Here is a 26,641-nt window from a genome sequence, read left to right as displayed (position 1 = left end):
TCTGCTCCTTGAGGATCCTCTAGACTGGGAAGCCGTAGCCTCAGGAGGGATCCCATCCAGGTTAGGGGCGACCTGGCAGGGATTGGCTAGGGGCTTTTTGGGAAAGCAGGAGCTAGCTTGGTAGCCTGCTCCCTTCAAGCAGCTAGGAGAGGTGGCTTGTGGGCAGCTAAGCTACCTCAGTACAGAGTGCTAAGGAAGGGGAAGGGTGGCTAAGCCAGAAGAGCTTCCTTGGTGGCAGCGTGTTCTCTCTCAAGAGCCTCACCCATTTCCTCATCCTCAGGCTCCGGAGCGGCATCTTGGCAATGCTTCATGGCCTGCAGCAGCAGCGCTTCTCCCTCTTGCAGCGTCTCGATGCGGCAGAGAAGGGCGCGAAAGTGGGAGGCGCCGGCAAAGCCTTTGACATACCAGGTCATGTGCTTGCGGGCCTGCCGGATCCCCTGCTCCCCCTTGTATTCCCAAAGCCCTCGCAGATGCTCCAAGGCTACTTGAATTCGCTCTAAGGGAGTAGCAGGCGGTCTCTCTTGCCCGGTCTTAAGGAAGTGATCGATCTCTCCCACTAGGAAGGGGTAGCCCATTGTGCCGCGGGAACACATCACCCCGTCAGCGCCGGTTTCTTCGAGACACTTCACGGCTGCAGCGGTGGAGAAGATGTCTCCATTGGCAATGACCGGGATGCGCAGACGTTCCTTAACGCGGCGGATCCACTCCCAGCGGGCTTTACCGCTGAAGCCTTGGGCACGTGTCCGAGCGTGTACAGTAATAAGTTGGGCTCCTGCCTCCTGAAGGCGGTAGGCAAAATCCAAAATGTTAATCTCCTCGTCCGACCAGCCCAAGCGCGTTTTTACGGTAACGGGTACCTCTACTGCCTTGGCCACTGTCTCAACAATTTTTGCAGCGGTGTCTGGATCTCGCAGCAGGGAAGAGCCCCCACCGTTTCTGGTAATCTTATTTACCGGGCAGCCCATGTTGATATCCACCAGGGTTGCCCCTTCGTCCACAGCCATGCGAGCGGCTTCAGCTAGGAAATGGGGCCGGCAGTCAAACAACTGAATGCCGATGGGCTGCTCCCCCTCCCCCACCTCCATAACGCGGGGCAACTCGCGGGCATAGTGCAAGCCGATGGCACTGACCATCTCAGTGTAAACCATGCTTTGGGGGGCAAAACGGCGGACTAGCCGCCGGAAGACCATGTCGGTTACCCCTGATAGCGGTGCCTGAAAAACCCGACTGAAGATCTTCACTCCCCCAATCTCTAGGGGTTGGGCCATTCGGGCTTGCAACTGCGGTGAAAGCTGCAGGCTCATTAGAAGCCGACGCAACTACCCTTCTTTGTTGACAAAGTAAAGAAGGCCCAGGATGCGCGCCTGTTTGATCGCTTTGGAGACTTGCCGCTGCTGCTTGGCGGTTAGCCCTGTAATGCGGCGAGGCAGGATTTTGCCGCGCTCGGTTACGAACTTCTTGAGCAGCTCAACGTCAGTGTATCTAATGGGTTCTCCCGGCTTGATGGGAGACAAGCGACGGCGAACGTAAACCATAGCTCCAGAACTACTTGATCTCCTTGTGAAGAGTATGGCGGTTACACTTGGGACAGTATTTTCTCAGTTCCAAGCGACCGGGGGTGTTGCGGCGGTTTTTGGTAGTGGTGTAGCGGTTCACACCTGGAGAACGCTTGTTAACGTTGGTGCGGCACTCCGTACACTCCAGCGTAACGATGATACGAGCGCCTTTTCCCTTGGCCATGGTGGATTCCTCTGCAGAGAGAGTACTAGGCTACCTCCCCAACCTCAACAGCCATGGTTGGAGAAGGGCTTGCGTGTAAGCGCAACTACCAATTATCCAACTTTTCTTTGAGGGAAGCAAGCCAGCTTTTAACTTGCTTGCTGGTCTGCTGGCGAAGGCTGCGGGTGTTGCGGCCAACATCCTGACGTAGGCGCCCTAGCTGGCTGGAGAGACCCCGTACTGCCTCGTTGCGCTGGGCTTTGCGCAGAAGATCCCGTGCAGCCAGTTTAACGTCCTCAGTAGCTTCTCCCTCGAGGATTTCTTGGAGCAGCCGCAGGACTTTTTCATCCAGGTGGTAGCCCTGCTCGGATTCCACCACTAGGGTGCGCCCGGCGCGGTCGTGGATGCTCTGGCGCTTTTCCTTGTCGAAGAAGGCAAACAGTCCGTCGGCAGCCAGCGGCACCAGCAGAGCTGCCGTGAGGATAAACAGCGAGAGCACTCCCTCGCGGGCCAAGGAGCGAACTAGGTGAGGTGAGGCCTCGGTTTCCGGATCCAGGGTTTTGAGGTTCAGCAGCCATTTGCCCAAGCTCTGGCCAGCGGGTCGAGATTGGAAGTAGCCGCGGTTCACCAGCCAAGCGGCAAAAAAGGCAATGTAGCCGGTCATGTCCACGGCAGCCGCATCGGCTCCTACCAGAGAAGCCAAGCCCTGCGCCAGGTAGGAAACCCCCAGTCCCAGCCCAAAATCTAGAGCAAAGGCGCCGACCCGTTTGCCCCAGGGAGCCAGTTTGGGCAGGGTTTCCTCATCCTGGGGAACCCTAGCCGATTGCTCGGCCTGTACAGGAGGCAGGGAGGTTGCTGGGGGCAAGGCGCTAAAGGTTTGCCACTCGCTGGCGCTTTGGTCCAGTTGTTCGGTTTTGGGCCGTTCGAAATAGGGTCTGGGATCCGTCATCGCTGGTTGGGACAGTTTTTACCATTCTAGCGAGGCAAACCTACACCTCCAGCGCTAGGGGAACAGGGCTGCGGCGAGGGATCTCGTAGGTCATCCGATCCCGAGCCAGGAGGGTGTTGGGAAAAATGGCCCGGGCTTCGGCCAGCAGGTCTTCCAAAGTGATGGGGCCATCCGAGGTGTAGCGAGGGCTGAAGTGGGTGAGGATGAGGGTTTGGGCTTTGGCCTCGGCAGCCACCCGCGCAGCCATGGCAGCAGTGGAGTGCTTGGCGCGCTGGGCCAAGTCGCGATCGGCTTCGGCATAGGTGGCCTCGTGGATGACCAGATCGGCGGCGCGAGAGAGGTCAACGGCGTTGCGGCAGAAAGTCGTGTCGGTGCAATAGGAGAACTTGCGGCCTGGAATGGGATCCCCCACGTAGTCTCGTCCGTGGAGCCAGCGGCCTTGCCAGAAGATGGATTGCCCAGCTTTGAGCTGGCCGTAGAGGGGACCAGGTGGGATTCCATCCGCTTGGGCCTTGGCCACGTTAAAAGTGCCTGGTCGGTCCTGTTCCACCACGCGGTAGCCAAAGGCAGGCACCCGGTGATCCAGGGGCGCGCAAAAGACCCAGTACTCCGGATCCTGGAGAATGAGACCTGTCTCTACGGTGTGAACCCGAAAGGAATAGGGGATCCGCGTCTCGCTATATCGCAGCACCGCCTTCAGATACTCTTCCAGGCCAGGGGGACCGTAGATGTCGATGTGTTGGGGGGTGCTGCCCAGGCCGCAGGAAGCCAACAGTCCCGGCAGGCCGTAGATGTGGTCCCCGTGCATGTGAGTGATGAAAATGCGGCGCAACTGGCTGGGGCGCAGCTCGTCTAAGCGCAGGAGCTGGTGTTGGGTGCCCTCGCCACAATCAAACAGCCACCATTCCGATCGCTGCGGAAGCTGCACCGCCACTCCTGACACATTGCGCTGGCGGGTGGGCATGCCAGAGCTGGTACCCAGAAAGGTAACCCGGATGGCGTTAGGATCCGTCACAAGGGTCAAACGTCGACAACGTTAAGGAACGGGATCCCTAGCTTATCAACTGTTTCCGCCTGGAAAGGATTGTTAGGATAGGGGTACGTGTCAGCTTTCCCGCCATGATCACCTTGACCGATAGCGCCATCCAAGAGCTAAAGCGCCTGCGCAGCAAGTACGAGAAAGAGGGATCCCAGCCCATCTTGCGCCTGGGGGTCAAGCCCAGCGGCTGCTCTGGCCTCTCCTATGTGATGAACTTTGAGTCTCAGGCCAACCCCGACGATCACACCTTCGACTTTGGGGATCTCCGGGTGGCGGTGGATCCCTTGAGCATGACCCTGCTCCAGGGCCTCACTGTCGACTTTTCCGAAGATCTGTTGGGGGGTGGCTTCAAATTCAAGAATCCCAATGCCGTGGCTACCTGCGGCTGCGGCACTTCCTTTGCCACTGCTGAAACTGCTGCTGTCGGCCATTAGGGTGCCTCAAGGATTGGATGGCACTAGACTGGGCAGGCGTAGTACAAACCAGGTCCACCCCTTTTGGCTAGTGACCTGGATGTGGCCCCGCAGATACTCCACCCACTGCTTCACCAAAGCCAGCCCCAAACCGCTGCCTGGCTGGACCCAGGGATCCGTGGTGGGCACGCGGTAAAAGGGCTCGAAAATGTGGGGCAAGTGTTCGGGCTCAATCTGAGCACTGTTACCGACCCTAAACTCGACCCCTCCAGGAATCGACTGGATCTCTAGACAGATAGTGCCACCTGGCTGGGTAAACTTGCAGGCATTGCTCAGCAGTTCTTTGAGAACCTGATCCAGGAGCTGCGGATGGCTGTAAAATCCCGAGGCAGGCGGGTGCAGATCCCCAACCTGTAGCGTGAGGGAGTGGGCCTGCGCACATTGCCGTGCCGACTCGAGCAAGCTCTGCCAAAAGCTGGGCAGATCAATGGCCGCAACGGCAGAGCCCCACTCTTTCCCTTGCAGACCCTGCAGAGCCAACAGGCGGTCGATAAGATGAATTTCGACCTCGCACTCCTGCAGGGCAATGTCCCGGTACTGCCGCTGCTTCTCGTTGAGGGAGGTGCGGCCCAGGAGTTCCAAGGCTAGTCTGATTTTGGTTAAGGGTGTGCGCAGCTCGTGGGAGACCGCGGCCAAAAAGTGGTCTTTGAGGCGGTTGAGCTGCTCCAAATCTGCTACCTGGCAGGCCAGTTGAGCAGTGCGCTCCTTCACCTTGGCTTCCAGTTCTTGGTTAAGCTGTTGTAGACGGCGTTGGGCCTGGCTAACTTGCAGCAAGTGGCGCAGCCGCCGCTTCAGAACTGACCAGTGGATAGGCTTAGGGATGTAGTCACTGGCTCCTGCAGCAAAAGCCTCGTTGACAAAAGCTTCGTCTTCCAAAGCGGTGACGATTAAAATCGGCATGTCAGGGTTTTGGGCATGGAGGCGGCGGCAGCACTCAAACCCATCTAGGCCCGGCATCACCGCATCCAGGAGTACTATATCTGGCTGGTAGCGGCTTGCAGCTTCTAGGCAGGCTATGCCGCTGTCGGCTTCTAGGATGTGGTAGCCTTCTCGCTCCAGGGCGTAACGAGCCAAAAGCCGCTGGCTGGGATCATCGTCCACAATTAGGAGAAGAAGTCCCTTCTCCGCGGAAGCGGAGTTAGATCCAGCCAAGGGACTAACCTCAAGCTTCTGCATGAGCACCTGGAGAAGAAAGAGGTTTTGGCACAGCAGCCGACAGCTCGAGGATAACCCGCGAGTACTTGGCTCCCAGCCGTCGGAGAGACTTCTCAAGTGTATCTCAGTTTACAGAGTTGGCCAAGTGCCTTAGCCCCTAGTGTGCTGCTGCCCTTGAGACGATGAGCCACTGGGCCACAGTTTGGGCATCTTGCTGCTAGGGATCCCAGCGGGGCTTGGCTGGCTTGCCGGATCTCCTGCCAGGGGCTTCCGAAGGATCCGTAGGCTGGCCAAAACAACAACTGTCACTTCTGAAGCAAAAAAGTTCCCCTACCCCTCTGAGAGGGGTGTAGACTCCCTGGCTTTTCTGCTCAAGGGGTTTGACGGGATCCCTGGCGCCAGCGGCGGTAGAGTTTTTCCAGATCTACCCAGACCATCACCACGGTGCTAAAGCCCATGCAAATGAGCAGTTCTGAAAGGGTCAACTCTTCCGTCCCGAAAAAGCTGCGCAGGAAGGGCACATAGAGCAGGGCCAACTGCAGCAGCAAAGTGGCCAACACGGCCCCCAGCAGGTAGGGGTTGGAAAAGGGGTTGAGCTCGATGGTCAGCTTGTCATTGGAGCGAGCCGCCAGCGCATGGCCCATCTGAGCAATACACAGGGTGGTAAAGACCATCGTGCGCCAGTGGGGGATATGGGCTTTCACGATGGCCATCATCAGGATCGTGGAGATGGCAAAGACCACGCCGACGCGCACCATGTAGGCTCCCAGCCCCTGGGCGAAGATGCTTTCCTTGGGGTTGAAGGGAGGGCGCTGCATCACCCCCGGCTCTGCTGGCTCCATTGCCAAAGCCAAAGCCGGCAGGCCGTCGGTTACCAAGTTCATCCACAGGATCTGCAGGGGCGTCAGCGGCACGTCCTCTAGGCCCAGGAGAGGTGTAGCCGCCACAGTCAACACCTCGCCGATGTTGCTGCCCAAGATGTATTTCACAAAACGGCGGACGTTGTTGTAGACCACCCGTCCTTCTTCAATGGCCGCCACGATGGTGGCAAAGTTGTCGTCCAAAAGCACCATGTCGCTGGCTTCTTTGCTTACATCGGTGCCGGTAATCCCCATGGCAATGCCGATATCTGCTTGGCGCAGGGCAGGGGCGTCGTTGACCCCATCCCCCGTCATGGCCACAAACTGGTTTTGTTTCTGCAGGGCCTGCACGATGCGCAGCTTGTGCTCGGGGGCCACGCGGGCATAGACGTTGACCCTTTGCACCGTCTGCAGCAGCTCCTCAAAGCTAAGGCGGGAGAGGGTGCGCCCATCAATGGCCTGGCTCTCGGAGTCGAGAATGCCCAGCTCGCGGGCAATAGCTATGGCCGTGAGTTGGTGATCGCCGGTTACCATGAGGGTGCGGATCCCGGCCTGGCGGCAGCGGGCTACGGCTTCCCGCGCTTCGGGCCGAGGGGGATCGTACATGCCCACTAAGCCTAGCCAAACCAAGTTGCGCTCAATCTCCTCGAGGTTCTCCGGGATCCCCTGCAGCCGCTGGGTGGCCACCCCCAAAACCCGGATGCCCTGGGCCGCCAAACGGTTGTTGGCAGCCAGAATGGCTTGTCGATCGGCTTCTGACAGCGCCTGCCAAGTTCCACTCTTCTGGATATAGGCACACTGCTCCAGCACCAGCTCAGCGGATCCCTTGACGTAGACGCCGTAGCTGCCCTCCTCTTGCACCACCACGCTCATGCGCTTGCGCTCCGAGCTAAAAGGGATCTCCTGCACCCGCGGGTGCTGCTCCTGCAAAGAGGCTTTCTGCAGGTTGGCCTTGGCAGCAGCCACCAGCAGGGCGGCTTCCGTGGGATCCCCCAGGATCGACCAGGTGGGGGCAGCGCCACGCTGGGCTGGGAGGGTAGCTTGCAACAAGGCGTCGTTGCAGAAGACCACAGCCCTGAGAAGGGCCTGCAAATCGGGGGCGCTCTGGGGATCGATGGGCTGGCCGCCGCAGTAGAAGGATCCCTTGGGAATGTAGCCAGTGCCGCTGACGTGGTAGTGGCGGTCGGGGGTGAGGATGTCGGTGACCACCATTTTGTTTTCGGTGAGGGTGCCGGTTTTGTCGGAGCAGATGGTGGTGACGGATCCCAGCGTCTCCACGGCTGGCAGGCGGCGGATGAGGGCGTTGCGGCGCACCATGCGCTGGGTTCCAATAGCCAAGGTAACCGTGGTTACAGCCGGCAGCCCTTCCGGCACCACCGCCACGGCCATGCTGAGGGAAGTTTCCAGCAGCGAGGTGAAAGGCGCTAGGCTTCTGGCCTGCAGCAGCCCCACAATCACCACCAGAGCCACCAAGACCAGGGATCCCGACACCAGCACATTGCCCAACTGGCTCATGCGCCGCTGCAGGGGAGTGGGCTCGTTTTCTACTGCTTGGAGCAGCTTGGCCACCTTGCCCAGCTCCGTGTTCATGCCGGTGGCCGTAACCAAGAGGATCCCTCGCCCCTGGAGCACCTCGGTGCCCATGAAGGCCATGTTGCGCCGCTCTCCGAGCTCAGTTTCCTCGGGGAGGACACAATCGGCCTGCTTGGTAACCGGCACCGCCTCCCCCGTCAAAGCCGCCTCCCGCACCTGGAGGTTGACCGCTTCCACCAAGCGCCCGTCGGCTGGGATTTGCACTCCGGCTTCCAGCAGCACCCGATCCCCTGGCACCAATTGGTTGGCGGGGATCTCCTGCCACAGGCCGTCCCGCTGCACCCGCACGCTGGGGGAGGCCAGTTTTTTTAGGGCCGCCAGCGCCTTTTCCGCGCGGCTTTCTTGCAAGTAGCCCAGCAAGCCATTGAGACCCACCACCAGCAGAATGGCCAGGGCGTCCTTAGGAAACTCTCCCTTTTGCAGATCCAGAAGGACTGAGATCGCCGCCACGGCGATCAGCATCAGCAGCATGACGTTGCGGAATTGGTCAAGGAAGAGCTGCCAGGCACTGCGGCCAGGGGAGGAGATCAGCTCGTTGGGGCCGTATTCCCGCTGCCTTTGGGTAACCTGCTGGCTAGTCAGGCCACAGTCGGGGTCGCTTTGCAACTTCTGGATAACAGCCGGAAGAGGCAGGCTATGCCAAGCAGGGGCATCCGAATGAGGAGATCCAGCAGCTTGGATCATGGGGACACTCAGGGTCAATGGACAAATTGTACGTTAGCTGTTGTCAGCCCTCTGATCCCGCTCCAGTAGCGGGTCTTTCGAAGTTTTCCAAAGAGGATCCCAGTCTCGCTGATTTCGTGGCAAGGTGGGGACAGATGCCGCATCGGAGGCTGCTATGGAGAGCAAGACTCCTGCTCGCGATGTCCAGGTGGCCACCATTGGCCCCTCTACCCTGGTTTTTCGCTCCCGCACCTGGAATCGCCTAAAGTTTGAGCTGGAATATGCCCGGCAGCGGGGCACCACGGCTAATAGTTATCTCATCCAGGCGCGGCAGACCTTGCTCATCGATCCCCCAGGAGAATCCTTTACCGACATCTTCTTGGAGGAGCTGGCCCAACACCAGTACCTGCAGCGGCTGGACTTTATCCTACTGAGCCACGTCAACTTCAACCGCATCGCTACCCTCAAAGCGCTTCTGCCGCTGGCTCCCTATGCGGTGGTGCTCTGCTCTAAGCCCGGATCCCTCACCCTGCGAGCGGCCTTTGAAGGCATGGAATCCCCAACTCCTAGCCGTGACGAAGAGGAGGCTGCCGATTTTGGCATTGCCTACGGAACTAACCAGTCCTTTCGCCTGCGCGTGATCCGAGATGGGGATCGCCTGGATCTGGGGGAAGGCCATGAGTTGCATTTTCGCGCCGTGCCCACGCCCCGCCACCCCGACGCCCTCTGCACCTACGATCCGGCCACGGGGATCCTCTTTACCGACAAGCTGTTTGGCGCTCATGTGTGCGACGAGCAGGTGTTCGACGAGCATTGGCGGCAGCTCAGCGAAGACCGCCGCTACTACTTTGACTGCCTGCACCGTAGCCAAGCGCCCCAGGTGAAGGCAGCCCTAGCCAAGTTGGAAGAATTCCCCGCCCAAATCTACGCCCCTGCCCACGGCCCCCTGGTGCGCCACAGCCTGCGACGGCTGCGCTTGGATTACCACCTGTGGTGCGAGGAGAATCCCCTGGAGCAGCGGGTAGCTCTCCTGTACACCTCCGCCTACGGGAACACCGGCCTGATGGCGGTGGCTATTGCCCAAGGCTTGGAGCGGGCGGGAGTTACCGTGGAGCGGATTAACTGTGAATGGGCCACTCCTGAAGAGATTGCACAAGCCCTAGAGCGCTGCCAGGGGTTCATTATCGGATCCCCCACCTTGGCCGGCCATCCTCCAGTTCAAATCCAAACGGCCCTGGGCATCATTCTCTCTTCCGTTCCCACCACCAAGCTGGCTGGGGTCTTTGGCTCCTACGGCTGGAGCGGCGAAGCCGTGGATCTCATTGAGAGCAAGTTGCTCAATGCCGGCTTTACCCTGGGGTTTGCAACCATCCGCGCTAGGTTCAAGCCTACCCATGCAATCCTGGAAGCCTGTCAAGAGGCGGGATCCCAGTTTGCCCAAGCCTTGCGCAAGGCCAAGCGAGCCCGCACCTCCCGCCAAGGGGGTGTTGAAGCGCAGGCGGATCGGCTAGTGCAGGCCTTCAGCCGGGTAGTGGGATCCCTCTGCGTGGTTACCGCCCTGCAAGATGGGATCCCGCGCGGCTTTCTCACCTGGTCAGTGGCCCAGGCCAGCTTCAACCCCCCAGGCCTTACCCTCTCTGTGAGCAAGGAAAGCGAGGCAGAGTTGCTTACCCGTCCCCAGGTGCCCTTTGTACTCAACATTTTGCGGGAGGGCAAAAGCAGCAGCCTGCAGCGGCACTTTCAACGGCCTCAACGCCCTGGCGAAGATCGCTTTGCCGGTCTAGCCATCGCCACTGCCGAGAATGGCTGCCTGATCCTTTTGGATGCCCTGGCTTACCTAGAGTGCCGTGTCAAAAGTTGGATGGAGTGTGGCGATCGCTACCTAGTCTACGCCGAGGCAGAGCGCGGCAAGGTGCTGGATCCCACGGGGGTTACCGCCATGCGGCGCGGGTAGAGTAAAGTGGAACAAGTTAAGTTCTTTGCTAATTTCAAGGAGAAAGCAATCCTGGAGATCGTTGGGAAAATCCTTTAGGGAGCCCCAAAGGCGGCTGCGGAGATTGCTGCCGAGGTTGTGGGAAAATCTGCAGGTGCTGTCCTTGGCACTGCTAAGGTCGTCGGTCAGGCGACTCAAGCAGTTGAGTTGCCCAAGCTGCTTTCGACCTAGGTACTGAGGTTGCTCGAGGAGCAAGAGAAGTTCTTGCTGGAGCTGGCACAACTGCTCTCCATCTTACGGGAACTCTTGCTGACGGAACCTGGAACTATCTTGTCGAAGAAGCTGTCCACCACAAGCCTGAGCTGATCCCTATCGAGCCCTCCCTAGGCTGGGACGAGGCCCTGGTTTTTATCAACGGTTTTCTCAGCGAAGGCGAGACCCAACCTTGGAAAAAAAGACTATTGTGGGAAACACTCCGACGGGCTGGGTGGATGGGATCCCCATACTACCTCTGGTGGGATGCTTTCAGTCCGGTGAGATTCGCCTTATCCACCCTTAAGCTTGGCGTAGGACTGCTTGCCCACTGGGAAGCCCACAAAGCCAAAGCCAAAAAAGTGGGGCTTGACTATGGCTATCCTCTGCTCTCCTCTTTGCCGGAAAGACAGATTACGCTGATGGGGTTTCCCTTGGGAGCTAGGGTAGCCTACTACATTATGCGAGGTTGGCCTAAGACCGTAGATCCGCGCCTCAAGGATATCATCCTGCTCAGTGGTGCCGTTAGAAGGCAAGCCGATAAGCAGTGGAGCCTGCATGTAGAAAATATCACTGGAAAACTGGTGAATATCTACAACGAAGACGATCTAGTTTTGGCCTACGTCTTCAAGGTTCCATCCCTCAACCGCAGCCCCTGCGGGATCAAGCCAATTAAAGAGTTTCACCCCAGAATCGAGAACCTTAATGCCACTCACTTAATCGGCTCTGGGGAGCACAGCTACAAAGCCTATCTACCTCACCTGGAGCTCCTTCTGGATCAGAAGCTGGACTGGAAAGCTCGCTGCAGTCGCCTGCTCTAGGTGGGTAACTGCAGGTAGCCTCTAACCCTACAAAACCACAACCAGAGACTTTTGTTGCTGGCGGTCACCCTCCGGAGAGAGCTCAGCTTCAAGAGCAGTTGGCTTTTTCTGGAAACAGCAGTACACAAACTTTTGCACAGCGCCAGCGGGGGTGCGGTGTTCTTCTTGCTCATGCTTTAGGAGGTTGAAAGCGCTACCGAACTCTGCCTGCAAGAGATCGGGCGAGTAGCGCACAACAGGCAGGCCAGTGCATTGCGTAGGCCCGTCTTCACCGAAGGTAGCTATGATAGCAAACCCTCCTGGCTTTACTGCTCTCAGGACATTGGCCACGTATGCTCGCCGATCTTGAGGATTCGTAAGAAAGTGAAACGTTGCCCAGTCATGCCAAATGTCGTAGGCGTTGGCCGGCAGAGTTAGCTGGGTAATGTCGCCCTCTACCCAGTTGACTGTGTTTCCCCGCTCCCCCAAACGGGCCTTTGCCACTGCCAGAGCTGCCGCAGAGATATCGAGAACTGTTAGCTTGCGGTAGCCCGCCTCCAGCAGTTCATCTACCAACCTGGACGCTCCCCCGCCAACGTCAATAATCGAGGCTGAGAAGCCCAACCCCGTCTCCCGAATAAGACGCAGCGACCGCTCAGCGCGTGGCTGAAACCAACTGAGAGACTCGGCTCGCTTGGTCTTGTAGACGTTCTCCCAGTGTTGCTTCATCTTGCTGACCTGTGTTTGCTTATATGACCATATTTTCATGCTAGCAGCCAGGCAGCACACAACACCCCCCGCTGGAGGTGCTGGAACAGAGGCAACTCGCAGTAGAGTCCACCGGCAGGGGATCCCTCTGTGCGTGCTCTCTAAGCGAGAGCTGATGCTCTCGGAACAGCTAGCCCAGCCGCATCCGGAGGAGCTGCCTTTGCTTGGCTCTGGCTAGCTGGCCTTGCGTGCAGGCAGGATCTGCGTTGAGTAGAATCGACCTGTCCTTACAAGGAAAGCAAGGATGGTTTGGCAGTTGTTGACGTGGCCAGCGCAGGGCTTGCTATGGCTAGCAGAGCAGATTCGCGAGCGGGCCGAGGCGCAACTTGACAGCAGGGAAAACCTCCAGAAAGAGCTTACAGCTCTGCAGATCCAGCTTGATCTAGGGGAGATCGACGAGGAGACCTATACCCGCCGAGAAGAGGAGATCCTGCTGGCTCTGCAAGCCTTGGCGGAAGCCGAAGCAGCTACCAATGGGGAAGCAAGGGATCCTCAAAACTCTTTGCCATGCCCCCAAGACAGCTTGCCCCAAGAAGGAATCTATCCCGCTGAGGCAACCAAAAGCTAGGTACCTCGGAGCGGTTGCAGTCTTTGAGCCTAGCTACAGGCAAGGGGTCTGCTTGTCATAGCAGCCGGCGGCCTGTCCCCTACCCGCCCAATTGTGCCAGAGCGATTTTACTTAGGAGCGCCAAGCTTGCCAGATCGCGAACGTCATCTTCAGATTCAGAATGTTCAGGGCTTGCGGTATCATGGGCTAAGCAGCCCCCGAACAATTGGAAGCAGCGAGGTCAAAGCAGTGGTTAGGGTAGCCATCAACGGATTTGGTCGTATTGGTCGCAACTTTTTGCGCTGTTGGCTAAGTCGTCCGCAGTCCAATGTCGATATTGTTGCCATCAACGACACTTCAGACGCTCGCACGGCTGCCCATTTGCTCAAGTACGACTCCATCCTTGGAACCCTACAAGGAGTGGAAGTGGAGGCTAGCGAGGGTGGTTTGCTAATTAACGGCAAGCACATCCATGCCGTTTCCGAGCGCAACCCCAGCAACCTCCCCTGGAAAGAGTGGAAGGTGGATCTTGTAATCGAGGCCACCGGCGTTTTCTTGGACTACCAGGGGGCCTCCAAGCACCTGGAGGCGGGAGCCAAAAAGGTGGTGATCACTGCCCCAGCTAAGGGAAGTGACATCCCTACCTTTGTCTATGGTGTTAACCAGCACACCTACGACCCGGTGCGGCACAACATTGTCAGCAACGCTAGCTGCACCACCAACTGCCTTGCCCCGATTCTCAAAGTGCTGCTGGACAAGTTCGGTGTGCGGCGGGCTACCATGACTACCACCCACAGCTACACGGGCGACCAGCGCATTCTGGATGGAGGCCACCGCGATTTGCGGCGGGCGCGGGCGGCAGCGCTGAGCATGGTGCCTACTACGACGGGGGCAGCCAAGGCGGTGGCGCTGGTGATCCCTGAATTGAAAGGCAAGCTCAACGGGGTGGCGGTACGGGTTCCTACGCCCAATGTCTCTTTGGTGGATTTGGTGGTGCAAACAGAGCGCCAAGTAATTGCCGAGGAGGTCAACGCCGCCCTGAAGGAAGCCTCGGAAACGACCATGAAAGGGATCATCGCCTACTCAGACGTTCCCTTGGTTTCTATCGACTACCGGGGCCACAGTTGCTCCGCCATTGTGGATGCAGAGCTGACCAGCGTCCTGGACGGGGATCTGGTCAAGGTCATGGCCTGGTACGACAACGAGTGGGGCTACTCGCAGCGGGTGCTGGATCTGGCTGAATACATGGCCGCTCACTGGGTAGAGTAGTCGGCTGCTTCTCATCCCCTAGTGGCAGAGAGGGAAAACTCGGCAAAGACTTGCCAGCGCTTGCCGTCGTGGACGAGGAGGGTGAGGGCAGAGGCGAGAAAGGATCCCTGGAAGGGACGATTCTGGAACAGGGGCCAGGCTGCACGGAACTGGGCTGGCCGGAGATCTCGAAAGGCTACCGTTATGTGAGGCACAAAAGGACGAGGGGGAGGTGTTGTGGCCTGCTGCCTGAGAAGAAGGCTCATGTGCTGCTGGGCCTTGGTCTGCAGCCGCTCCAGCTCTGAGGAGGGCTCAACGTGAATATAGATAACCCGCGGCGCGAAAGCACCAAAGCCACGCAGCTCAACGGCAACTGGGGCCTGCTCTTTGGCAAATTCCTCCAGGGACCCCGCCAGGGCTGCTAGCTCAGCGGTGGGCCACTCAAAAGGAGGCACGAGGGTGATGTGAGGGGGTGAGCGCAGGGCTGCTCGGCTGGCAAATTGCTCGGCAAACTGTTGTTTGATTGCCGTCACTTGCTCCTGCAGGTCTGCTGGAGGAAGAAGGGCAAGAAACAACCGCTGCTGGGGAGCATTGATGAGCATTGCTAAGCAGGCAAGAGGTACTTTCCTCCAGGCTAGGGCATCGCCTAATTATCTAGCGACGCAGTGGTAAGAATCCCCCATGACCCAGCTTTCCCCTGTCTCTCCAGAGCTTCAGCCGGCTTCGATTCCCTCCTACCATTGGCATCTATTTCTCTGCGCCGACCAGACCAAGCCCAAGTGCTGTGAAAAAGCGGTGGGGCTGGAGGCCTGGGAATACCTGAAGCTGCGGATTCAGCAGTTGAACCTAGAGCTGGCGGGCGTTGGCTCTCTGCGCGTCAACCGCACCAAGGCCAATTGCCTACGGGCATGCAACTATGGCGTTCCCGGGCCCGTGCTGCTGGTGTACCCCGGTGGGTTTTGGTACCACTCGGCCACGCCGCCAGTGATAGAGCGGGTGCTGCAAGAGCACATCCTGGGCGGGAAGCCGGTGGCTGAGTACCTCGTTGCCCAAGCTACTCTGATTGCCCCTCAGCGCCCCTGATCCAGGAGGAGGTGAATGGCTTCCACACAGGCTGCCGTTACCCGCTGCAGCTCAGCTTTCTCGCTAGAAACTGGCGGGGGGATCAGCTTGCCGATGCGCACAGTGATGGGGCAAAACCAACGCGGCCAGCGGGATCCCTTGGGCAGCACCTTCTCGGTGCCCCAGAGGGCGACAGGGAGCAGGGGTGTCTGAGTGCGCGCTGCCACCAAGGCTGCCCCCAGGTGAGGCTGGGGAATGCGGCCATCGGGGGTGCGGGTGCCGTTGAGGAAGATCCCTACTGCCCATCCCTTGGCCAAAGCTGCCTCTGTGGCCTGCAGGGCGCTGCGATCTGCCCCACCTCTTTTTACTGGATAGGCGCCGTAGAACCGGATCACCTGCTTGAGCACGGGCACTCGGAACAGCTCTTCTTTGGCCATGAAGGCTACAGGGCGGCGCACTGCGTTGGCCAGCAAGGGCGGATCCAGGTGGCTAGCATGGTTGCTGACGATAATGAGGGATCCCTGGCGAGGCACGTTTTCCTGCCCATAGGTGCGGCCAAAATACAGTCCCCGAAACAGCGGGTTGACTACTAGCCACTTGAGCAGCCAGTAGGCCAACCAATCCCGGTGGCGATAGCCCATCGCAGAGCGCGAGATTCTCTAGAGTTAAACAGCTCCCTCTTTGAGTGTAGAGGAGTAGCGGAGGGAACAAACGGCGAGCGCTGGCATCTAGACTGAGAAAAACCTCCGGCACAATTCGGGAGCGGTTCATAGGCGAAGTCGGGAGCCAGCAGTTAAGATCACCGCGCCTGGCAGTCCCACCTGGAAAAGGGGGCGAGGAGTCGTGAACTGTGACGCGTTGGTCATTGGCTGCGGGGTGGTGGGTTGTGCCATCGCCTATGAGCTAGCGGCAGCAGGGCTATCAGTCATTGGGGTAGATGCTGGGGAGCCGGCCTCAGGGGCTACCGGCGCGTCGCTGGGGGTGTTGATGGGAGTCTGCAGCCGCCAACCCAGCGGGGAGGTGGTGCAGTTGCGCCTAAAAAGCCTGGAGCAGTTTGATCCCCTGATTGCTCGGCTGGAAGCAGACTTGGGCCGCACCTTGCCCGTCAATCGGCGCGGCATCCTCCGGCTCCTCCAGGAGGAGGAGGTAGCAGCCTGGCGAGAGACCCTGGCAGCTCGTCAACAGGCGGGCTATGACCTCCAGTGGCTGAGTCCGGCGGAGGTGAGATCCCTGCAGCCTGGCCTGCGTAGCGACCTGGCGGGGGCTATCTACTCTCCCCACGATCGCCAGATCCACCCCAAGCTCTTCACGCAGGCCCTTTTGGAGGCAGCTCAACGCCGAGGAGCCCGCTTTTTCTTTCACCAGCCGGTTTACAGCTTTCAGCGCAGCCCAGATCCCCCCTTTCGCGTAGAGGTGGTTCACACCCCATCGCTCACCTTGGCGGCGGGGTACGTTGTTCTCGCTGCTGGGCTGGGCAGCTCTGCTCTGGCCAAAGAGCTGGGCTTGCAGATGCCGCTGCAAGCTGTTAAGGGCCAGGCCCTGCGGATTCAAGCTGCTGGGATCCCGTGGGGGCCAGTGGTGGCTGATGGGGATCTCAACTTGGTTCCTTTAGGGGATGGATCCCTGTGGGTGGGGGCAACGGTGGAATTTCAGCCCCCCCACGCCGGGCCAACCCTGCTGGCTCTTCAGGATCTGCTGACCCGCGCCATCCGGCTTTGCCCAGCTTTGGCGGAAGCAAGGCTATTGGAGCACTGGGCCGGCCAGCGGCCGCGACCGCTAGGGCAGCGCGCTCCTATCCTAGGGCCGGCTCCTGGCTATGCCAATCTGCTCGTTGCCACTGGCCACTATCGCAATGGGGTCTTGCTGGCTCCCATTAGCGCCGCCATCCTGCGAGACTTGATCCTAGAAGGCAAAACCGACCTGGACACCCTCAGCGCCTTTGCCCCTCGCCAGAAGTGAGTAGCACGGAGCGCTAGCAACGTGGTCTTTGAAAATAGGGCCGCTTCTGCTGCCAGCACCAGGCAGTTTGAAGGATCTCAGCCAAGTTGGTATAGCGAGGCCGCCAGTTGAGGTCACGGCTAATGGCCGTGGCGTCGCCCACCAACCGCGGCGGATCCCCGGGTCGGCGCGCCCCCACTTGCACAGGGATCTGCTTGCCGGTCACGGCCTCGGCTGTGGCAATCACCTCCCGGACAGAAAAACCTTGGCCATTGCCCAAGTTGTAAGCAGGTCGCAGAGGCTTGCCAGCCGCCAGCGCCTCTAGGGCCAAGACATGGGCTTGCGCCAGGTCGGCAACATGGATGAAGTCGCGGATACAGGTACCGTCAGGGGTATCGTAGTCATCCCCAAAGATGGTTAGGTGAGAGCGCTGGCCAGCGGCAACTTCTAGGGCTAGGGGGATGAGGTGGGTTTCTGGGTCATGGGCCTCGCCGATTTCGCCGTCAGGATCGGCGCCAGCGGCATTGAAGTAGCGCAGGCTAACGGATTGGATCCCGTAGGCAAGCTGGAAGTCCCGCAGCATCTGCTCCACCATGAGTTTGCTCTGGCCGTAGGGGTTGATGGGGCGCTGGGGGTGGGTTTCCGGGATGGGGATCTGCTCCGGCACGCCGTAAGTGGCACAGGTGCTGGAGAACACCAGGTAGGGGATCCCGTGATCCCGCATCGCCTCCAACAAGGTCAGGGATCCGGCCACGTTGTTGCGGTAGTATTTGCCCGGATCCTTGACCGACTCGCCCACGTAGGCATAGGCGGCAAAGTGAATTACCCCTTCGGGGCGGTACTGCCGGATGACTTGATCTAGCCGATGGCGGTCGGCAATGTCGCCAATTTCCAAGGGCCCCCAGCGAACAGCCCAGGGGTGGCCGTAAACCAGGTTGTCGTAGGCAATCGGCAGGTGGCCATAGGCCGCCAGGGCTTTACAGGTGTGGCTGCCGATATAGCCTGCGCCGCCTGTAACCAGAAGCCGCATAGGCCAGGGGGAAGGAAATCCCTGTCTAGAATACAGCCATTCTCGCAGACCTCGGCTATTGCCCCGCCCTATTCCAAAAGCTGCTGCCACTCGAGATGAGGCCGCCAAGCTTCTGCCAGGCGATCCAGCAGTTCTTCCCGCTGCTGGGCGTAGTGGCCCTCCAGTTCTGGCAAGGGATCCCAGCCTTTTTGTCGGCGCAGCCAGTTTAGCCATTGCCGCCGCCAGCGGTGGTTGTCGAAGAGGCCGTGTAGATAGCTGCCCCAGACCCGGCCTGTGGGATCCCGCCAACCCAAGCCTTCTTGCTCAAAGATTGGCAGGCAGCCTGAGGAATTGGCCTGGGTGGATCCTTGGTGGATCTCATACCCCTGGACGGGGGTGGTGGCAGGCCAGCGGCTTTGTGTTTGCACCTGCTGGGTGACCTTGGTGGGCTGCAAGACGGTGGTCAGCGGCAAGAGGCCCAACCCGGGGTAGGTGCCGGCAACTCCCTCTCGGCCTTCAGGATCGGCGATGGTTTGTCCCAACATCTGCAGCCCGCCGCAGATGCCAACAATGTGGCCGGAATAGTGGCGCAGTTGGTCGGCTAGGCCACTCTGGCGCAGCACCAGCAGATCCTTGAGGGTGGTTTTGCTGCCGGGCAGGATGACCACATCGGGGGATCCCAGGATCTGGCCAGGGACAACCCAGCGCAGATGGACGCTGGGCTCTGCTAGCAAGGGGTCGAAGTCGGAGAAATTGGCCACCTGGGGCAGGCGAACCACGGCAATCTCCAGCCGGTCTCCCCGCCGGGGACGGCGAACTTCCCAGAGCTGGGGGCCGGCCTCCAGGCCCAGCGAATCTTCCTGCGGCAGCGTCCAGTCCAGCCAGGGCAGAACTCCAACCACGGGGATCCCGGTGTAGTTCTCCAGCCAATCGAGGCCAGGCTGCAGCAGCTCCCGCGCGCCGCGAAACTTGTTGATGACAATGCCGCGGATCAGGGCCCGTTCCTCTGGCTCCAGCAACTGCAGGGTGCCCACCACATGGGCTAGCGCCCCCCCTCGGTCAATATCTGCCACCAGCCAGGTGGGGGATCCCAAATGCAAAGCCACCCGCATGTTGGCCAGATCCCGCTGCTTGAGGTTGACCTCTGCCGGACTGCCCGCCCCCTCGCAGACAATCCACTCGTACTGCTGCTGCAGGCGAGCCAGAGCTGTTTTCACTGCCTCCCAGGCAGGCGCAAACCAGCGCTCGTAATACTCACTGGCACAACAGGTGTCCACCGCCACGCCGTTGAGGACCACCTGGGAAGTTAGGTTGCCCTGGGGCTTGAGCAAAATCGGGTTCATCTCCACGGCGGGCGGGATCCCGGCGGCCCAGGCCTGCAGGGCCTGCGCGTAGGCAATCTCGTGGCCCTCGGCAGTGACATAGGCATTCAGCGACATGTTCTGGGCCTTGAAGGGGGAAACCCTCTTCCCCGCCTTCTTCAGGAGGCGACAGAGGGCAGCCACCAAAAGGGTCTTGCCCACATGGGAAGCAGTCCCCACCACCATCAAGGAGCGGCACAGCTGGGCCATTGCGGATCCCCTGAGCTTTTCGACAGGCAGACCCTCCCTCCAAAGGGGCAGAAGAAAAGGGAGGGAAGCAGCTTCCTCTCCCAAGCAAACTCACTCAAGCTGGGGCAGATGGATTCGAACCACCGAATGGCGGGACCAAAACCCGCTGCCTTACCACTTGGCGATGCCCCAATTTACCTTGCCTAGCTAGCTCAATATAGCGATGTGGCTTTGAATCTGTCAACGGTTCCCTGGTCGCCTAGGTCGTGGGGAAGCTGCAGCTATTTGCCAGGGGGCCGGAGTTGACCCCAGAAGGGCTGGGCAGCTGGGGGATGGGGACCACTTCGAAGAAGTAGGCCCGGATCTCCGGCCCAAAGTAAATGACATCCCCACTTCTCAGGTAGTGGGTAGCCACGCGGCTGCCGTTGACGAATACGCCGTTGGTGCTGGAGTGCCCTTGGCGGTCGCCGTCGATGAGACAGTAGGTAAACCCTGTGCGGCTAGACCGGGTAGGCACCCGCACCAGGTAAGCATGGCGGCGCGAGACAAACTGGTTGACAATCTGGATAGTGTTGGAAGGGTCTCGGCCAATGGTGTAGATATCCCCCCGCAGGATGTAGCTGCAGGGCCGCCCAGGATGACAGAGGCAAAGGGTGAACTCCGGGTAGGACAGAGGCTGCTCGGGAACTGGCTCGAACAGCTCTTCTGCCAGTTCCAACTCCTGGCTAGCGGACAGCTGTGCTCCGCCCACTGCTGTAGTCGCAGTAAAAAAGTCGCTGAGGTTAGATGGCATCGGCTTTCCCTCTCCCACCTTCAAGTACACCCCATTCAACCTAGGCTTTCCAGGCAACTCACAAAACTCGCAACTTGCAGGTTCCCACCTCCTCCAAATTTTGCATCAGGCAGAGCTTTTCTCTGGCTGTCTGGGCCCGCTTGGAGGGGCAAGCCTTGCTAGCAGACAGGCTATTCTGGGTAGCAGGTCTATAGCTTACTTTATAACCCTAAGGTGCGGATGTGACGGAAGCTCTGTTGCGTCGGTTGGATGTGGCTACAGAAGCGGCTCTGGAGGCGGCAGCACTGTTGCGGGAGTACGTGGACAAAGCTCTGGCTATTGAGGAGAAACGTCCAGGAGACTTGGTGACGGCAGCAGACCGCGCTTCCGAGGAGCTCATCTTGAAGATCCTGAGGCGCCACTTCCCCGAAGATGGGATCTTGACGGAGGAATCGGGCCAGCAGGGATCCCCAGAAGGCACCTACACCTGGGCGATCGATCCCTTAGATGGCACCACCAACTTTGCCCACGGCTACCCCTTTGCTGCCGTCTCTATTGGCCTGCTGGAGGGGCGGGAGCCGGTGCTAGGGGTGGTCTGCGACATCTTTCGGGGGGATCTCTTTCGCGCCGTACAAGGGATGGGAGCCACCCGCAACCGCAAACCCATCCGCGTCTCCTCTACTACCGAACTCTCCCGCAGTCTCCTGGTTACTGGCTTTGCCTACGACCGCCGGGAAACTCCGGACAACAACTACGCTGAGTTCTGCCACTTCACCCACCTCACCCAGGGAGTGCGGCGAGGGGGATCGGCTGCCCTTGACCTGGCCTACGTGGCCACTGGCCAGTTGGACGGCTATTGGGAGCGGGGTCTCTCCCCTTGGGACATTGCCGCTGGGATTGTCTTGGTGCGAGAGGCCGGCGGCAAGGTTACCGCCTACGACGGCAGCCCGGTAGATGTGTACAGTGGCCGCCTGCTGGCCAGCAACGGCTGGCTCCATGCTGCTCTCCAAGAAGAACTGGCCCAGGTCAGCCCCCTGCCGGTTTCCTTCCCGCTGCGGCGGAATCGCTAGCTCGGAGAGCGCAGCAGCTAAAGTCAAAGTCTACGTAAAGGCCAGCAAGTCATGGCGCTTTTGCAAAGCAAGGGAGGCAACTTAGTCGGGAAAAGACTCTGGCGTTGTTGTTGGGCGGCAGGGTTTGGCCTGGTGCTTCTCTTGGGGATCCCCGCCTATCCTCAGCCTGCCCAAAAGCCAGCCTCAGCCGCCCTCGTGGGTTCCGACTCCCGTTGGGCCCAAATTCGGGCGCGGGGCCGTCTGCGGGTTGGCCTGGATCCCAGCTTGGGCCCTGCCTACCTCTACACCGACCTGGGGCGAAAAACCTACGCCGGCTTTGAGTGGGAGATCCTCGAGGCCATTGCCCAGACGCTAGAGGTGCGGCTTGAACCTGTCTACATCCCCTGGAGCCAGCAGTTGACGGCCTTGCAGGCGGATGAGGTGGATCTCATCTGGGGAGCACGGGAAGGCCTGGGCCTGGATTCGCAGCAGTTTCTCGCCACCCGGCCCTACTACCTCAGCCCCCAGCGCTTGGTGGTGCGGGATCCTGGGCAAGGGGATCCCCCTATCCAGTCTCTGGCCCAGCTCTTTGGCCGCAAGGTGGGCATTGTAGTCAATAGTACGGGAGCAGCGCTGTTGGAAGCCTACAACGAGAGGCGGGGCAACCCCATCCGGCTCTTTGCCACCAGCAACCCCGAGCGCCTGTTTGCCCAGCTCCAGGCCGGCCAGTTGGATGCAGTGCTCGTCGATCAGCCCGTGGCTGTCCTGGGCCTGCGTCAGGCGGGATCCCGGCTGCGCCTAGTGGGGCCGCCTCTCTTCCCCATACCTTTGGTGGGAGTGGTATCCTCGCAGCACCCTTCCTTGAAGGAAGCGGTGGATGCGGCGATCGCAGCCCTGGCTAAAAATGGAACTCTGCAGCAAATCTTGGAGAGGTGGCAACTATGGGAGCCAACGCTGATGTCCCCCGCATTGACCGGGGGCTAGCTCGTTACGAGACCGACCACTTTGCCATCCTGGGTGTGCCCCTTACCGCCGACCCCAAGAGGATTCGGCGCGGCTACCTGCAGGCGGCCAAGGCCCTGCATCCGGATCGCTTTGTCGGGGATCCGGAAGGGGCAGAGCGGGCCAATGTCCTCTTTGCCAAGCTGGTCAACCCGGCCAACGAGGTGCTGACCAAAGAGCGGGAGCGGTCGGAATACGAGGCTCTGCTCAAGCTGCGCATCCAACGGCTACTGGAGTCGCCGCCTGCAGATCTCTGGCCTACGGGAGAGGCAGTCAAAGGTTTGGCCGAGTCTCCCAACTGGGAGGAAGAGTATGTCCAGCGGGTGGAAAAGCTGGCCAAAGAGCAATACAGCTCCCTGGCCACCCTGCTGGAGAAAACCGAGCAACTGAGCGAGCTCAACCTGGCCTATCTGTTGCTCAAGGCTGGCTACAAGGCAAGCCCAGCTCCTGCCCCTAAAACCACTCCCCTGGGCGGGATCCCGACCAGCCCCCCAGTTCCGCCGCCCCCTTCTCCTGCCGCCCCGCCTCCACCTCCCCAACCCAGTCCTGCCGAGACCCGCTTCCTGCAGGCCCTGGACATGATCGAGCGCAAGCAGTACCGGGCTGCCATCCAGTACTTAAACTTTGCCATCAGCGCCCAGCCCAACGTGGCCCGCTACTATCTACACCGGGGTATTGCCCACCTGAAGCAGGGCAACGCCGGTATGGCCAAGGCTGACTTTCTGCAGGCCAGTCGCTTAGAACCCAACAACGCCGAGTTGATGGCCGAAGTGCGCCGCTGGCTGCAGCAGGTCACCACCCAGCAGCCGGTTCCCGTTCCCTCGGCTAGCCGTCAGACCTCCCAGCCCCAAAAAGTGGTGCCGCCCTCCCGCAAGGGAGAAAGCGGTGGCTTCTGGAGCCGCCTCTTCGGCATCTTCGGCAAGAAAAAGTAGGCTCAGCTCCCTTCAGGAAGCGCCCGCCAGCACCAGCAGCGTGACCAGGGATCCCGTGTTCCAGAGGCTGTGGAGCAGGATGGGGGCTAGCAGGTTGCGGCTGTGGCTGTACACCACTCCCAGCACTACCCCCAGCATGGTCAAGGGCAGCAAATCGGCAAGGTTGAGGTGAGCAATGGCAAAGGTGAAGGCGCTTAGAGCAATGGCAGCCCCCATCGGCAGGTAACGGCCCAGCGTCGGCAGCCAAAAGCCCCGAAACAGCACCTCCTCAAAAACGGGGGCACAGACAGAGACCACAGCTAGAAATAGCAACCGCGCCCCCCAGCCGTGGCTCTCCAAAAGCAGCGGCAAAATGGGGTTGCCGCCCCCCGCCTGCGGCAGCAGTAGCTGCGACAGCGCCGCCGCCAGCACCACCAGCGGTAGGGCCGCCCCGTAGCCGCACAGGCCCCAGAGCAGCCAAGGACCCCCTAGGCGCACCTGCAGCACTTTTTGCCAACCTGGGTAGGCACGTAGGAGCCAGGACAATAGCCCTGCCCCCAGCAAAGCCCCAGAGTTGTAGGTGAGAAACAGGATCGCTCCTTGGTGCCAAGGGCTAAGCTGCTGGGCTCCCAGGCCAAGGAGGGTGGTGTAGAGTCGAGGCACCAAGGCGCTGAGAAGAAGAAACCCCAGGAACCATCCCGTTAGCACTGCCTGCGCCCCGATCCCTGGCCAAGGCACCTCCCAGGGAGGACCCACGAGAGAACGTTGGCGCCAGAAGCTCCAGCCCAGCCAGCCCACTAGGAGGATCAGCCCCAGCAGCGCCCCCAGCAGGGGGATCCCGCCCACCACCGCCAGCCGGAACAAAGCTGCCAGAGCCAATTTTTCCTGCTGCTGGTTAAGGGCATTGAGGCTGTCGCCGCGCTGTTGTAGCCGGTAGAGCTGCTGCAGGGCCACCGCCTCAAACCAGCCGTCCAGGTGGTTGCGGAGGTGTACCTCGGCCTCTGGCAGGATACGCCGCGGCGTCCCCCACAGCCCCTGCAAGACCTGGGCCGCCTCCTTTTGCGGGGATTCCAACTCGAAGGGACGGCTGGGATCAACCACTTGCTGCCACTGCCGGTGGGCCGCCTCCAGATCCTCCTGGTAGGCGTAGAGCAAGCCCAGGCGCAGCCGTAGCCCGTCCAGCTCTGCCTGCAGCTCCTGGACAGAAGCCAGGAGGGCAGGATCCCCTGTGGACCCTTCGCCCCTCGTCTCCAGCCCTGCCACCCGTTTCAGGCGCTGTAGGCGCTCGGCGTAGTTGTCGGCCACCTGCTGGTAGCGACTGCTAGCTACCTTGAACACCTCCTGATCCAGCAGAGCTCGGGCCAGATCCTGATAGCGAGGATCGTCAAGGGTGCGGGCAGCCTGCAGGGCAAGATCAATTTGCAACAGATCCAGCTTCGTTTGCAGCGGCGGCTGGAACCAACTGCTGGCCAACGCAAGCCCAGCAATGACAAAAGCTAGCAAACTGAGCAGGTTGAGGAGCCCCCGGCGAACAGAAAGCCAACCGAAAAAGGGATCGACAAAAGCCGTGGCTTCAGAGGGAGACATGGCAGCAACGGCGGCAACTCCAGCGGCTTATATCCTAGCTTCTCTTGGCCTCAGCCGACTGAAGGAGTCAGCGTCGCTCCAGCCAATAACGGTAGATGGGCAGCCCCAACTGCAGACACTGCCACTCCCGCTCAGTAGGAATGCCAAAGGGGTTGTCATCGAGGGGACCCTGGTAGGGATTCCAAAACTGCGGATGCTCTAGGAAACGAGCGACCATCTCCTCGGCAACTTCCTGCACGTCCGACTGCAAGAAAACAGGGCTGCCCGGTTGCAGCAGCAGCGCCAGATCCGCCACCAGTTGGGGCTGGACGATCCGCCGCTTGTGATGGCGCTTTTTAAACCAGGGATCCGGAAATTGAATGGTGACGCGGCTAAGCTCCCCAGGGGCAAACAGATGCCTTAGGGAGACGTTGATGTTGGCAAACAGGAAATAGACATTGTCCAGCCCCAGCTCGTCCCGCCAGGCATTGGCCCGCTCCACCAGCGGCTGCCGAATCTCCACGCCCAAAAAGTTCCAGTCGGGCTGTTCCTGGGCCAGGCGCAGCAGAAAGCGCCCACTCCCGCTGCCGATATCCAAGTGAAAGGGCTGTCCCAGCCGCCGATACACCCGTTCCCAGTGGGGTGGGGAAGCAGGCTGTTGGTACTGAGCCTGCAGGGGGTTGACGTGTTGCCGCAGCCGTTGGCCAAGCCCCTTTTGCAGCGGGAGGTCAGCCCAGGGGGGAGAAGAAGAGCCCTCCTTGGGTTGGCTTCTAGGACTGGGCCGTTGCACTTCTGTTGCCATAAGCGCCAGCTTCGGCTCTTGCAGAGGGAACCCTCCGCCAGGGGAAATCTAAGCTACCACTGGATACTGTCAATGACCTGCCGCAAGATCTGGGCCGAGCGGTGCAATTGCTGCTGCTCGCTCTCGGTAAGGGCCATGACTAGCGTGCGCTCCACCCCTTGCCGTCCAACGACCCTGGGCAAGCTAAGGCAGACCTCCGGCAGGCCGTACTCCCCCTGGGTGAGGCTGCTCACGGTTAAAACCCGCCGCTGATCCCGCACCAGCGCCTGGACAATCTGCGCCACCCCTAGGCCAATGGCATAGCTCGTGGCCCCTTTGCGGCGGATGATCTCGTAGGCGGCGTTGCGCACCTGCTCGAAAATATCCCCCAAGTGGGCGGGATCCCAGGCTGGCGAAAGCTGGCCAATTGGCGTGCCGGCGATATTGACCTTGCTCCAGACGGCCACCTCGCTATCCCCATGCTCGCCGATGATGTAGGCGTGCAGGCTGCGCGGATCCACTCCCAGCCGCTGGGCCAAAAGGTAGCGAAAGCGGGCCGTATCCAAGACCGTTCCCGACCCCATCACCTGCCCTGGCGGCAGCCCCGACAACTTCAAAGAAACATAGGTCATGACATCAACGGGGTTGCTCACCACGAGGAAGATGGCCTCTGGACAATGCTCCATCAGGGCCGGGATCAGGCTTTTGAAGATCTCGACGTTGCGGTGGACCAAATCCAAGCGGGTTTCCCCAGGCCGCTGCTTGGCCCCTGCCGTTAAAATCACCACATCAGACCCGGCGCAATCGGCCAGCTCCCCTGCCCAGATCCGCGTCGGCTCGACAAAGGGGATCCCGTGCACCAGGTCCATCACCTCTCCTTCCAGCTTGGCGCGGTCGATATCGTGAAGAACCAGCTCGTCCAGCGTGTTCTGGATAACCATCGCGTAGGCACAGGCCATGCCCACTTGCCCAGCGCCGATGATGGATCCCTTCAAAAGGCGA

26 protein-coding genes and 1 tRNA gene are annotated in these 26,641 nt (G+C 60.2%); 10 read left to right on the top strand and 17 right to left on the bottom strand.

The genetic code is table 11. The features are described from left to right. Positions 1-209: 209 nt before the first annotated feature. The 5 genes from dusB to NW812_RS03215 form a co-directional block, all read right to left on the bottom strand. Complete coding sequence (dusB, locus tag NW812_RS03235) at positions 210-1,304, bottom strand: tRNA dihydrouridine synthase DusB (protein ID WP_414394022.1); 1,095 nt, start codon at positions 1,302-1,304, stop codon at positions 210-212. 15 nt (positions 1,305-1,319) lie between these two features. Continuing rightward, positions 1,320-1,535, bottom strand: a complete 216-nt coding sequence (rpsR, locus tag NW812_RS03230; protein ID WP_414394021.1) for a 30S ribosomal protein S18 — start codon at positions 1,533-1,535, stop codon at positions 1,320-1,322. 10 nt (positions 1,536-1,545) lie between these two features. Then, positions 1,546-1,740, bottom strand: a complete 195-nt coding sequence (gene rpmG, locus NW812_RS03225; RefSeq protein WP_414394020.1) for a 50S ribosomal protein L33 — start codon at positions 1,738-1,740, stop codon at positions 1,546-1,548. 85 nt (positions 1,741-1,825) lie between these two features. Then, positions 1,826-2,668 (bottom strand): RDD family protein, encoded by an 843-nt coding sequence (locus tag NW812_RS03220; RefSeq protein WP_414394019.1) that lies wholly within the window; start codon positions 2,666-2,668, stop codon positions 1,826-1,828. A 40-nt stretch (positions 2,669-2,708) separates the two neighbouring features. Then, positions 2,709-3,665, bottom strand: a complete 957-nt coding sequence (locus NW812_RS03215) for a ribonuclease Z (protein WP_414394378.1) — start codon at positions 3,663-3,665, stop codon at positions 2,709-2,711. 122 nt (positions 3,666-3,787) lie between these two features. Here NW812_RS03215 and NW812_RS03210 point away from each other — a divergent pair, with 122 nt between their 5' ends. After that, the gene (locus tag NW812_RS03210; protein WP_414394017.1) at positions 3,788-4,141 is read left to right on the top strand and encodes a HesB/IscA family protein; all 354 of its coding nucleotides are present in this window, start codon (positions 3,788-3,790) and stop codon (positions 4,139-4,141) included. A gap of 6 nt (positions 4,142-4,147) precedes the next feature. Here NW812_RS03210 and NW812_RS03205 read toward each other — a convergent pair whose 3' ends face one another. Both NW812_RS03205 and NW812_RS03200 read right to left on the bottom strand, forming a co-directional pair. Next, positions 4,148-5,332, bottom strand: coding sequence for a response regulator (locus NW812_RS03205; RefSeq protein ID WP_414394016.1), 1,185 nt, complete (start codon positions 5,330-5,332; stop codon positions 4,148-4,150). A 374-nt stretch (positions 5,333-5,706) separates the two neighbouring features. Further along, complete coding sequence (locus tag NW812_RS03200; protein ID WP_414394014.1) at positions 5,707-8,472, bottom strand: cation-translocating P-type ATPase; 2,766 nt, start codon at positions 8,470-8,472, stop codon at positions 5,707-5,709. 154 nt (positions 8,473-8,626) lie between these two features. Here NW812_RS03200 and NW812_RS03195 point away from each other — a divergent pair, with 154 nt between their 5' ends. After that, complete coding sequence (locus NW812_RS03195; protein ID WP_414394012.1) at positions 8,627-10,405, top strand: flavin reductase; 1,779 nt, start codon at positions 8,627-8,629, stop codon at positions 10,403-10,405. 512 nt (positions 10,406-10,917) lie between these two features. Next, entirely contained in the window at positions 10,918-11,457 is a 540-nt protein-coding gene (locus NW812_RS03190; protein WP_414394010.1) for a DUF726 domain-containing protein, read from the top strand. 27 nt (positions 11,458-11,484) lie between these two features. Here NW812_RS03190 and NW812_RS03185 read toward each other — a convergent pair whose 3' ends face one another. Then, a complete protein-coding gene (locus NW812_RS03185) occupies positions 11,485-12,165 on the bottom strand; it encodes a class I SAM-dependent methyltransferase (RefSeq protein ID WP_414394009.1) in 681 nt (226 codons plus the stop codon). A gap of 283 nt (positions 12,166-12,448) precedes the next feature. On the opposite strand from NW812_RS03185, the gene NW812_RS03180 reads away from it, so the two are divergent. Continuing rightward, positions 12,449-12,772 (top strand): gas vesicle protein GvpG, encoded by a 324-nt coding sequence (locus tag NW812_RS03180; RefSeq protein WP_414394007.1) that lies wholly within the window; start codon positions 12,449-12,451, stop codon positions 12,770-12,772. A gap of 228 nt (positions 12,773-13,000) precedes the next feature. Further along, positions 13,001-14,020 carry a type I glyceraldehyde-3-phosphate dehydrogenase gene (gene gap, locus NW812_RS03175; protein ID WP_414394006.1) on the top strand — a complete coding sequence of 340 codons (1,020 nt, stop codon included), beginning with the start codon at positions 13,001-13,003 and terminating at the stop codon, positions 14,018-14,020. Between the two features lie 11 nt (positions 14,021-14,031). Here gap and NW812_RS03170 read toward each other — a convergent pair whose 3' ends face one another. Next, positions 14,032-14,601, bottom strand: a complete 570-nt coding sequence (locus NW812_RS03170) for a 2'-5' RNA ligase family protein (RefSeq protein WP_414394004.1) — start codon at positions 14,599-14,601, stop codon at positions 14,032-14,034. A gap of 79 nt (positions 14,602-14,680) precedes the next feature. On the opposite strand from NW812_RS03170, the gene NW812_RS03165 reads away from it, so the two are divergent. Then, positions 14,681-15,082, top strand: coding sequence for a (2Fe-2S) ferredoxin domain-containing protein (locus NW812_RS03165; protein WP_414394002.1), 402 nt, complete (start codon positions 14,681-14,683; stop codon positions 15,080-15,082). Here the strand turns inward: NW812_RS03165 and NW812_RS03160 are convergent. Continuing rightward, the gene (locus NW812_RS03160) at positions 15,070-15,702 is read right to left on the bottom strand and encodes a lysophospholipid acyltransferase family protein (RefSeq protein ID WP_414394000.1); all 633 of its coding nucleotides are present in this window, start codon (positions 15,700-15,702) and stop codon (positions 15,070-15,072) included. The genes NW812_RS03165 and NW812_RS03160 overlap by 13 nt on opposite strands. Positions 15,703-15,904: 202 nt before the next feature. Here NW812_RS03160 and NW812_RS03155 point away from each other — a divergent pair, with 202 nt between their 5' ends. Continuing rightward, entirely contained in the window at positions 15,905-17,020 is a 1,116-nt protein-coding gene (locus NW812_RS03155) for an NAD(P)/FAD-dependent oxidoreductase (RefSeq protein ID WP_414393998.1), read from the top strand. A 13-nt stretch (positions 17,021-17,033) separates the two neighbouring features. On the opposite strand, the gene galE is transcribed toward NW812_RS03155, so the two are convergent. From galE to NW812_RS03135, 4 genes are all read right to left on the bottom strand, one after another. Beyond that, positions 17,034-18,029, bottom strand: coding sequence for a UDP-glucose 4-epimerase GalE (galE, locus tag NW812_RS03150; RefSeq protein ID WP_414393996.1), 996 nt, complete (start codon positions 18,027-18,029; stop codon positions 17,034-17,036). Positions 18,030-18,097: 68 nt separating this feature from the next. After that, positions 18,098-19,579 carry a cobyric acid synthase gene (locus NW812_RS03145; RefSeq protein WP_414393995.1) on the bottom strand — a complete coding sequence of 494 codons (1,482 nt, stop codon included), beginning with the start codon at positions 19,577-19,579 and terminating at the stop codon, positions 18,098-18,100. 99 nt (positions 19,580-19,678) lie between these two features. Further along, positions 19,679-19,750, bottom strand: a tRNA-Gln gene (locus NW812_RS03140). Positions 19,751-19,817: 67 nt separating this feature from the next. After that, complete coding sequence (locus tag NW812_RS03135; RefSeq protein WP_414393993.1) at positions 19,818-20,351, bottom strand: FHA domain-containing protein; 534 nt, start codon at positions 20,349-20,351, stop codon at positions 19,818-19,820. Positions 20,352-20,572: 221 nt separating this feature from the next. Here NW812_RS03135 and NW812_RS03130 point away from each other — a divergent pair, with 221 nt between their 5' ends. Genes NW812_RS03130 through NW812_RS03120 form a run of 3 tightly spaced genes read left to right on the top strand, consistent with a single transcriptional unit; the run spans position 20,573 to position 23,313 of the window. Beyond that, positions 20,573-21,400: an inositol monophosphatase family protein gene (locus NW812_RS03130; RefSeq protein ID WP_414393992.1), complete on the top strand. Its 828-nt coding sequence runs from the start codon at positions 20,573-20,575 to the stop codon at positions 21,398-21,400. A 51-nt stretch (positions 21,401-21,451) separates the two neighbouring features. Continuing rightward, positions 21,452-22,363: an ABC transporter substrate-binding protein gene (locus NW812_RS03125; RefSeq protein ID WP_414393990.1), complete on the top strand. Its 912-nt coding sequence runs from the start codon at positions 21,452-21,454 to the stop codon at positions 22,361-22,363. Further along, positions 22,321-23,313: a DnaJ domain-containing protein gene (locus tag NW812_RS03120; protein WP_414393988.1), complete on the top strand. Its 993-nt coding sequence runs from the start codon at positions 22,321-22,323 to the stop codon at positions 23,311-23,313. Before NW812_RS03125 ends, NW812_RS03120 begins: the two co-directional genes overlap by 43 nt. Before the next feature lie 12 nt (positions 23,314-23,325). Here the strand turns inward: NW812_RS03120 and NW812_RS03115 are convergent, their stop codons facing one another. The 3 genes from NW812_RS03115 to NW812_RS03105 form a co-directional block, all read right to left on the bottom strand. Beyond that, on the bottom strand, positions 23,326-24,879 hold the full coding sequence (locus NW812_RS03115) for a lysostaphin resistance A-like protein (RefSeq protein ID WP_414393986.1): 1,554 nt from the start codon (positions 24,877-24,879) through the stop codon (positions 23,326-23,328). A 67-nt stretch (positions 24,880-24,946) separates the two neighbouring features. After that, positions 24,947-25,660 (bottom strand): tRNA (guanosine(46)-N7)-methyltransferase TrmB, encoded by a 714-nt coding sequence (gene trmB / locus NW812_RS03110; protein ID WP_414393985.1) that lies wholly within the window; start codon positions 25,658-25,660, stop codon positions 24,947-24,949. A gap of 53 nt (positions 25,661-25,713) precedes the next feature. Further along, positions 25,714-26,634, bottom strand: coding sequence for an L-lactate dehydrogenase (locus NW812_RS03105; protein ID WP_414394376.1), 921 nt, complete (start codon positions 26,632-26,634; stop codon positions 25,714-25,716). Positions 26,635-26,641: the final 7 nt, after the last annotated feature.

It is taken from the genome of Synechococcus sp. O70.2 (assembly GCF_047462135.1).
In the GTDB taxonomy this organism is placed as follows: domain Bacteria; phylum Cyanobacteriota; class Cyanobacteriia; order Thermostichales; family Thermostichaceae; genus Thermostichus.
The sequence above is the reverse complement of the archived record's forward strand: the minus strand, read 5'-3'. Positions and strand labels throughout refer to the sequence as shown.

Coding starts and splice junctions, on each gene's coding strand:
- dusB (WP_414394022.1), bottom strand. CDS start 1,304: ATGAGCCTGCAGCTTTCACCGCAGTTGCAAGCCCGAATGGCCCAACCC.
- rpsR (WP_414394021.1), bottom strand. CDS start 1,535: ATGGTTTACGTTCGCCGTCGCTTGTCTCCCATCAAGCCGGGAGAACCC.
- rpmG (WP_414394020.1), bottom strand. CDS start 1,740: ATGGCCAAGGGAAAAGGCGCTCGTATCATCGTTACGCTGGAGTGTACG.
- NW812_RS03220 (WP_414394019.1), bottom strand. CDS start 2,668: ATGACGGATCCCAGACCCTATTTCGAACGGCCCAAAACCGAACAACTG.
- NW812_RS03210 (WP_414394017.1), top strand. CDS start 3,788: ATGATCACCTTGACCGATAGCGCCATCCAAGAGCTAAAGCGCCTGCGC.
- NW812_RS03200 (WP_414394014.1), bottom strand. CDS start 8,472: ATGATCCAAGCTGCTGGATCTCCTCATTCGGATGCCCCTGCTTGGCAT.
- NW812_RS03195 (WP_414394012.1), top strand. CDS start 8,627: ATGGAGAGCAAGACTCCTGCTCGCGATGTCCAGGTGGCCACCATTGGC.
- NW812_RS03185 (WP_414394009.1), bottom strand. CDS start 12,165: ATGAAGCAACACTGGGAGAACGTCTACAAGACCAAGCGAGCCGAGTCT.
- NW812_RS03180 (WP_414394007.1), top strand. CDS start 12,449: ATGGTTTGGCAGTTGTTGACGTGGCCAGCGCAGGGCTTGCTATGGCTA.
- NW812_RS03170 (WP_414394004.1), bottom strand. CDS start 14,601: ATGCTCATCAATGCTCCCCAGCAGCGGTTGTTTCTTGCCCTTCTTCCT.
- NW812_RS03165 (WP_414394002.1), top strand. CDS start 14,681: ATGACCCAGCTTTCCCCTGTCTCTCCAGAGCTTCAGCCGGCTTCGATT.
- NW812_RS03160 (WP_414394000.1), bottom strand. CDS start 15,702: ATGGGCTATCGCCACCGGGATTGGTTGGCCTACTGGCTGCTCAAGTGG.
- galE (WP_414393996.1), bottom strand. CDS start 18,029: ATGCGGCTTCTGGTTACAGGCGGCGCAGGCTATATCGGCAGCCACACC.
- NW812_RS03145 (WP_414393995.1), bottom strand. CDS start 19,579: ATGGCCCAGCTGTGCCGCTCCTTGATGGTGGTGGGGACTGCTTCCCAT.
- NW812_RS03135 (WP_414393993.1), bottom strand. CDS start 20,351: ATGCCATCTAACCTCAGCGACTTTTTTACTGCGACTACAGCAGTGGGC.
- NW812_RS03125 (WP_414393990.1), top strand. CDS start 21,452: ATGGCGCTTTTGCAAAGCAAGGGAGGCAACTTAGTCGGGAAAAGACTC.
- NW812_RS03120 (WP_414393988.1), top strand. CDS start 22,321: ATGGGAGCCAACGCTGATGTCCCCCGCATTGACCGGGGGCTAGCTCGT.
- NW812_RS03115 (WP_414393986.1), bottom strand. CDS start 24,879: ATGTCTCCCTCTGAAGCCACGGCTTTTGTCGATCCCTTTTTCGGTTGG.
- trmB (WP_414393985.1), bottom strand. CDS start 25,660: ATGGCAACAGAAGTGCAACGGCCCAGTCCTAGAAGCCAACCCAAGGAG.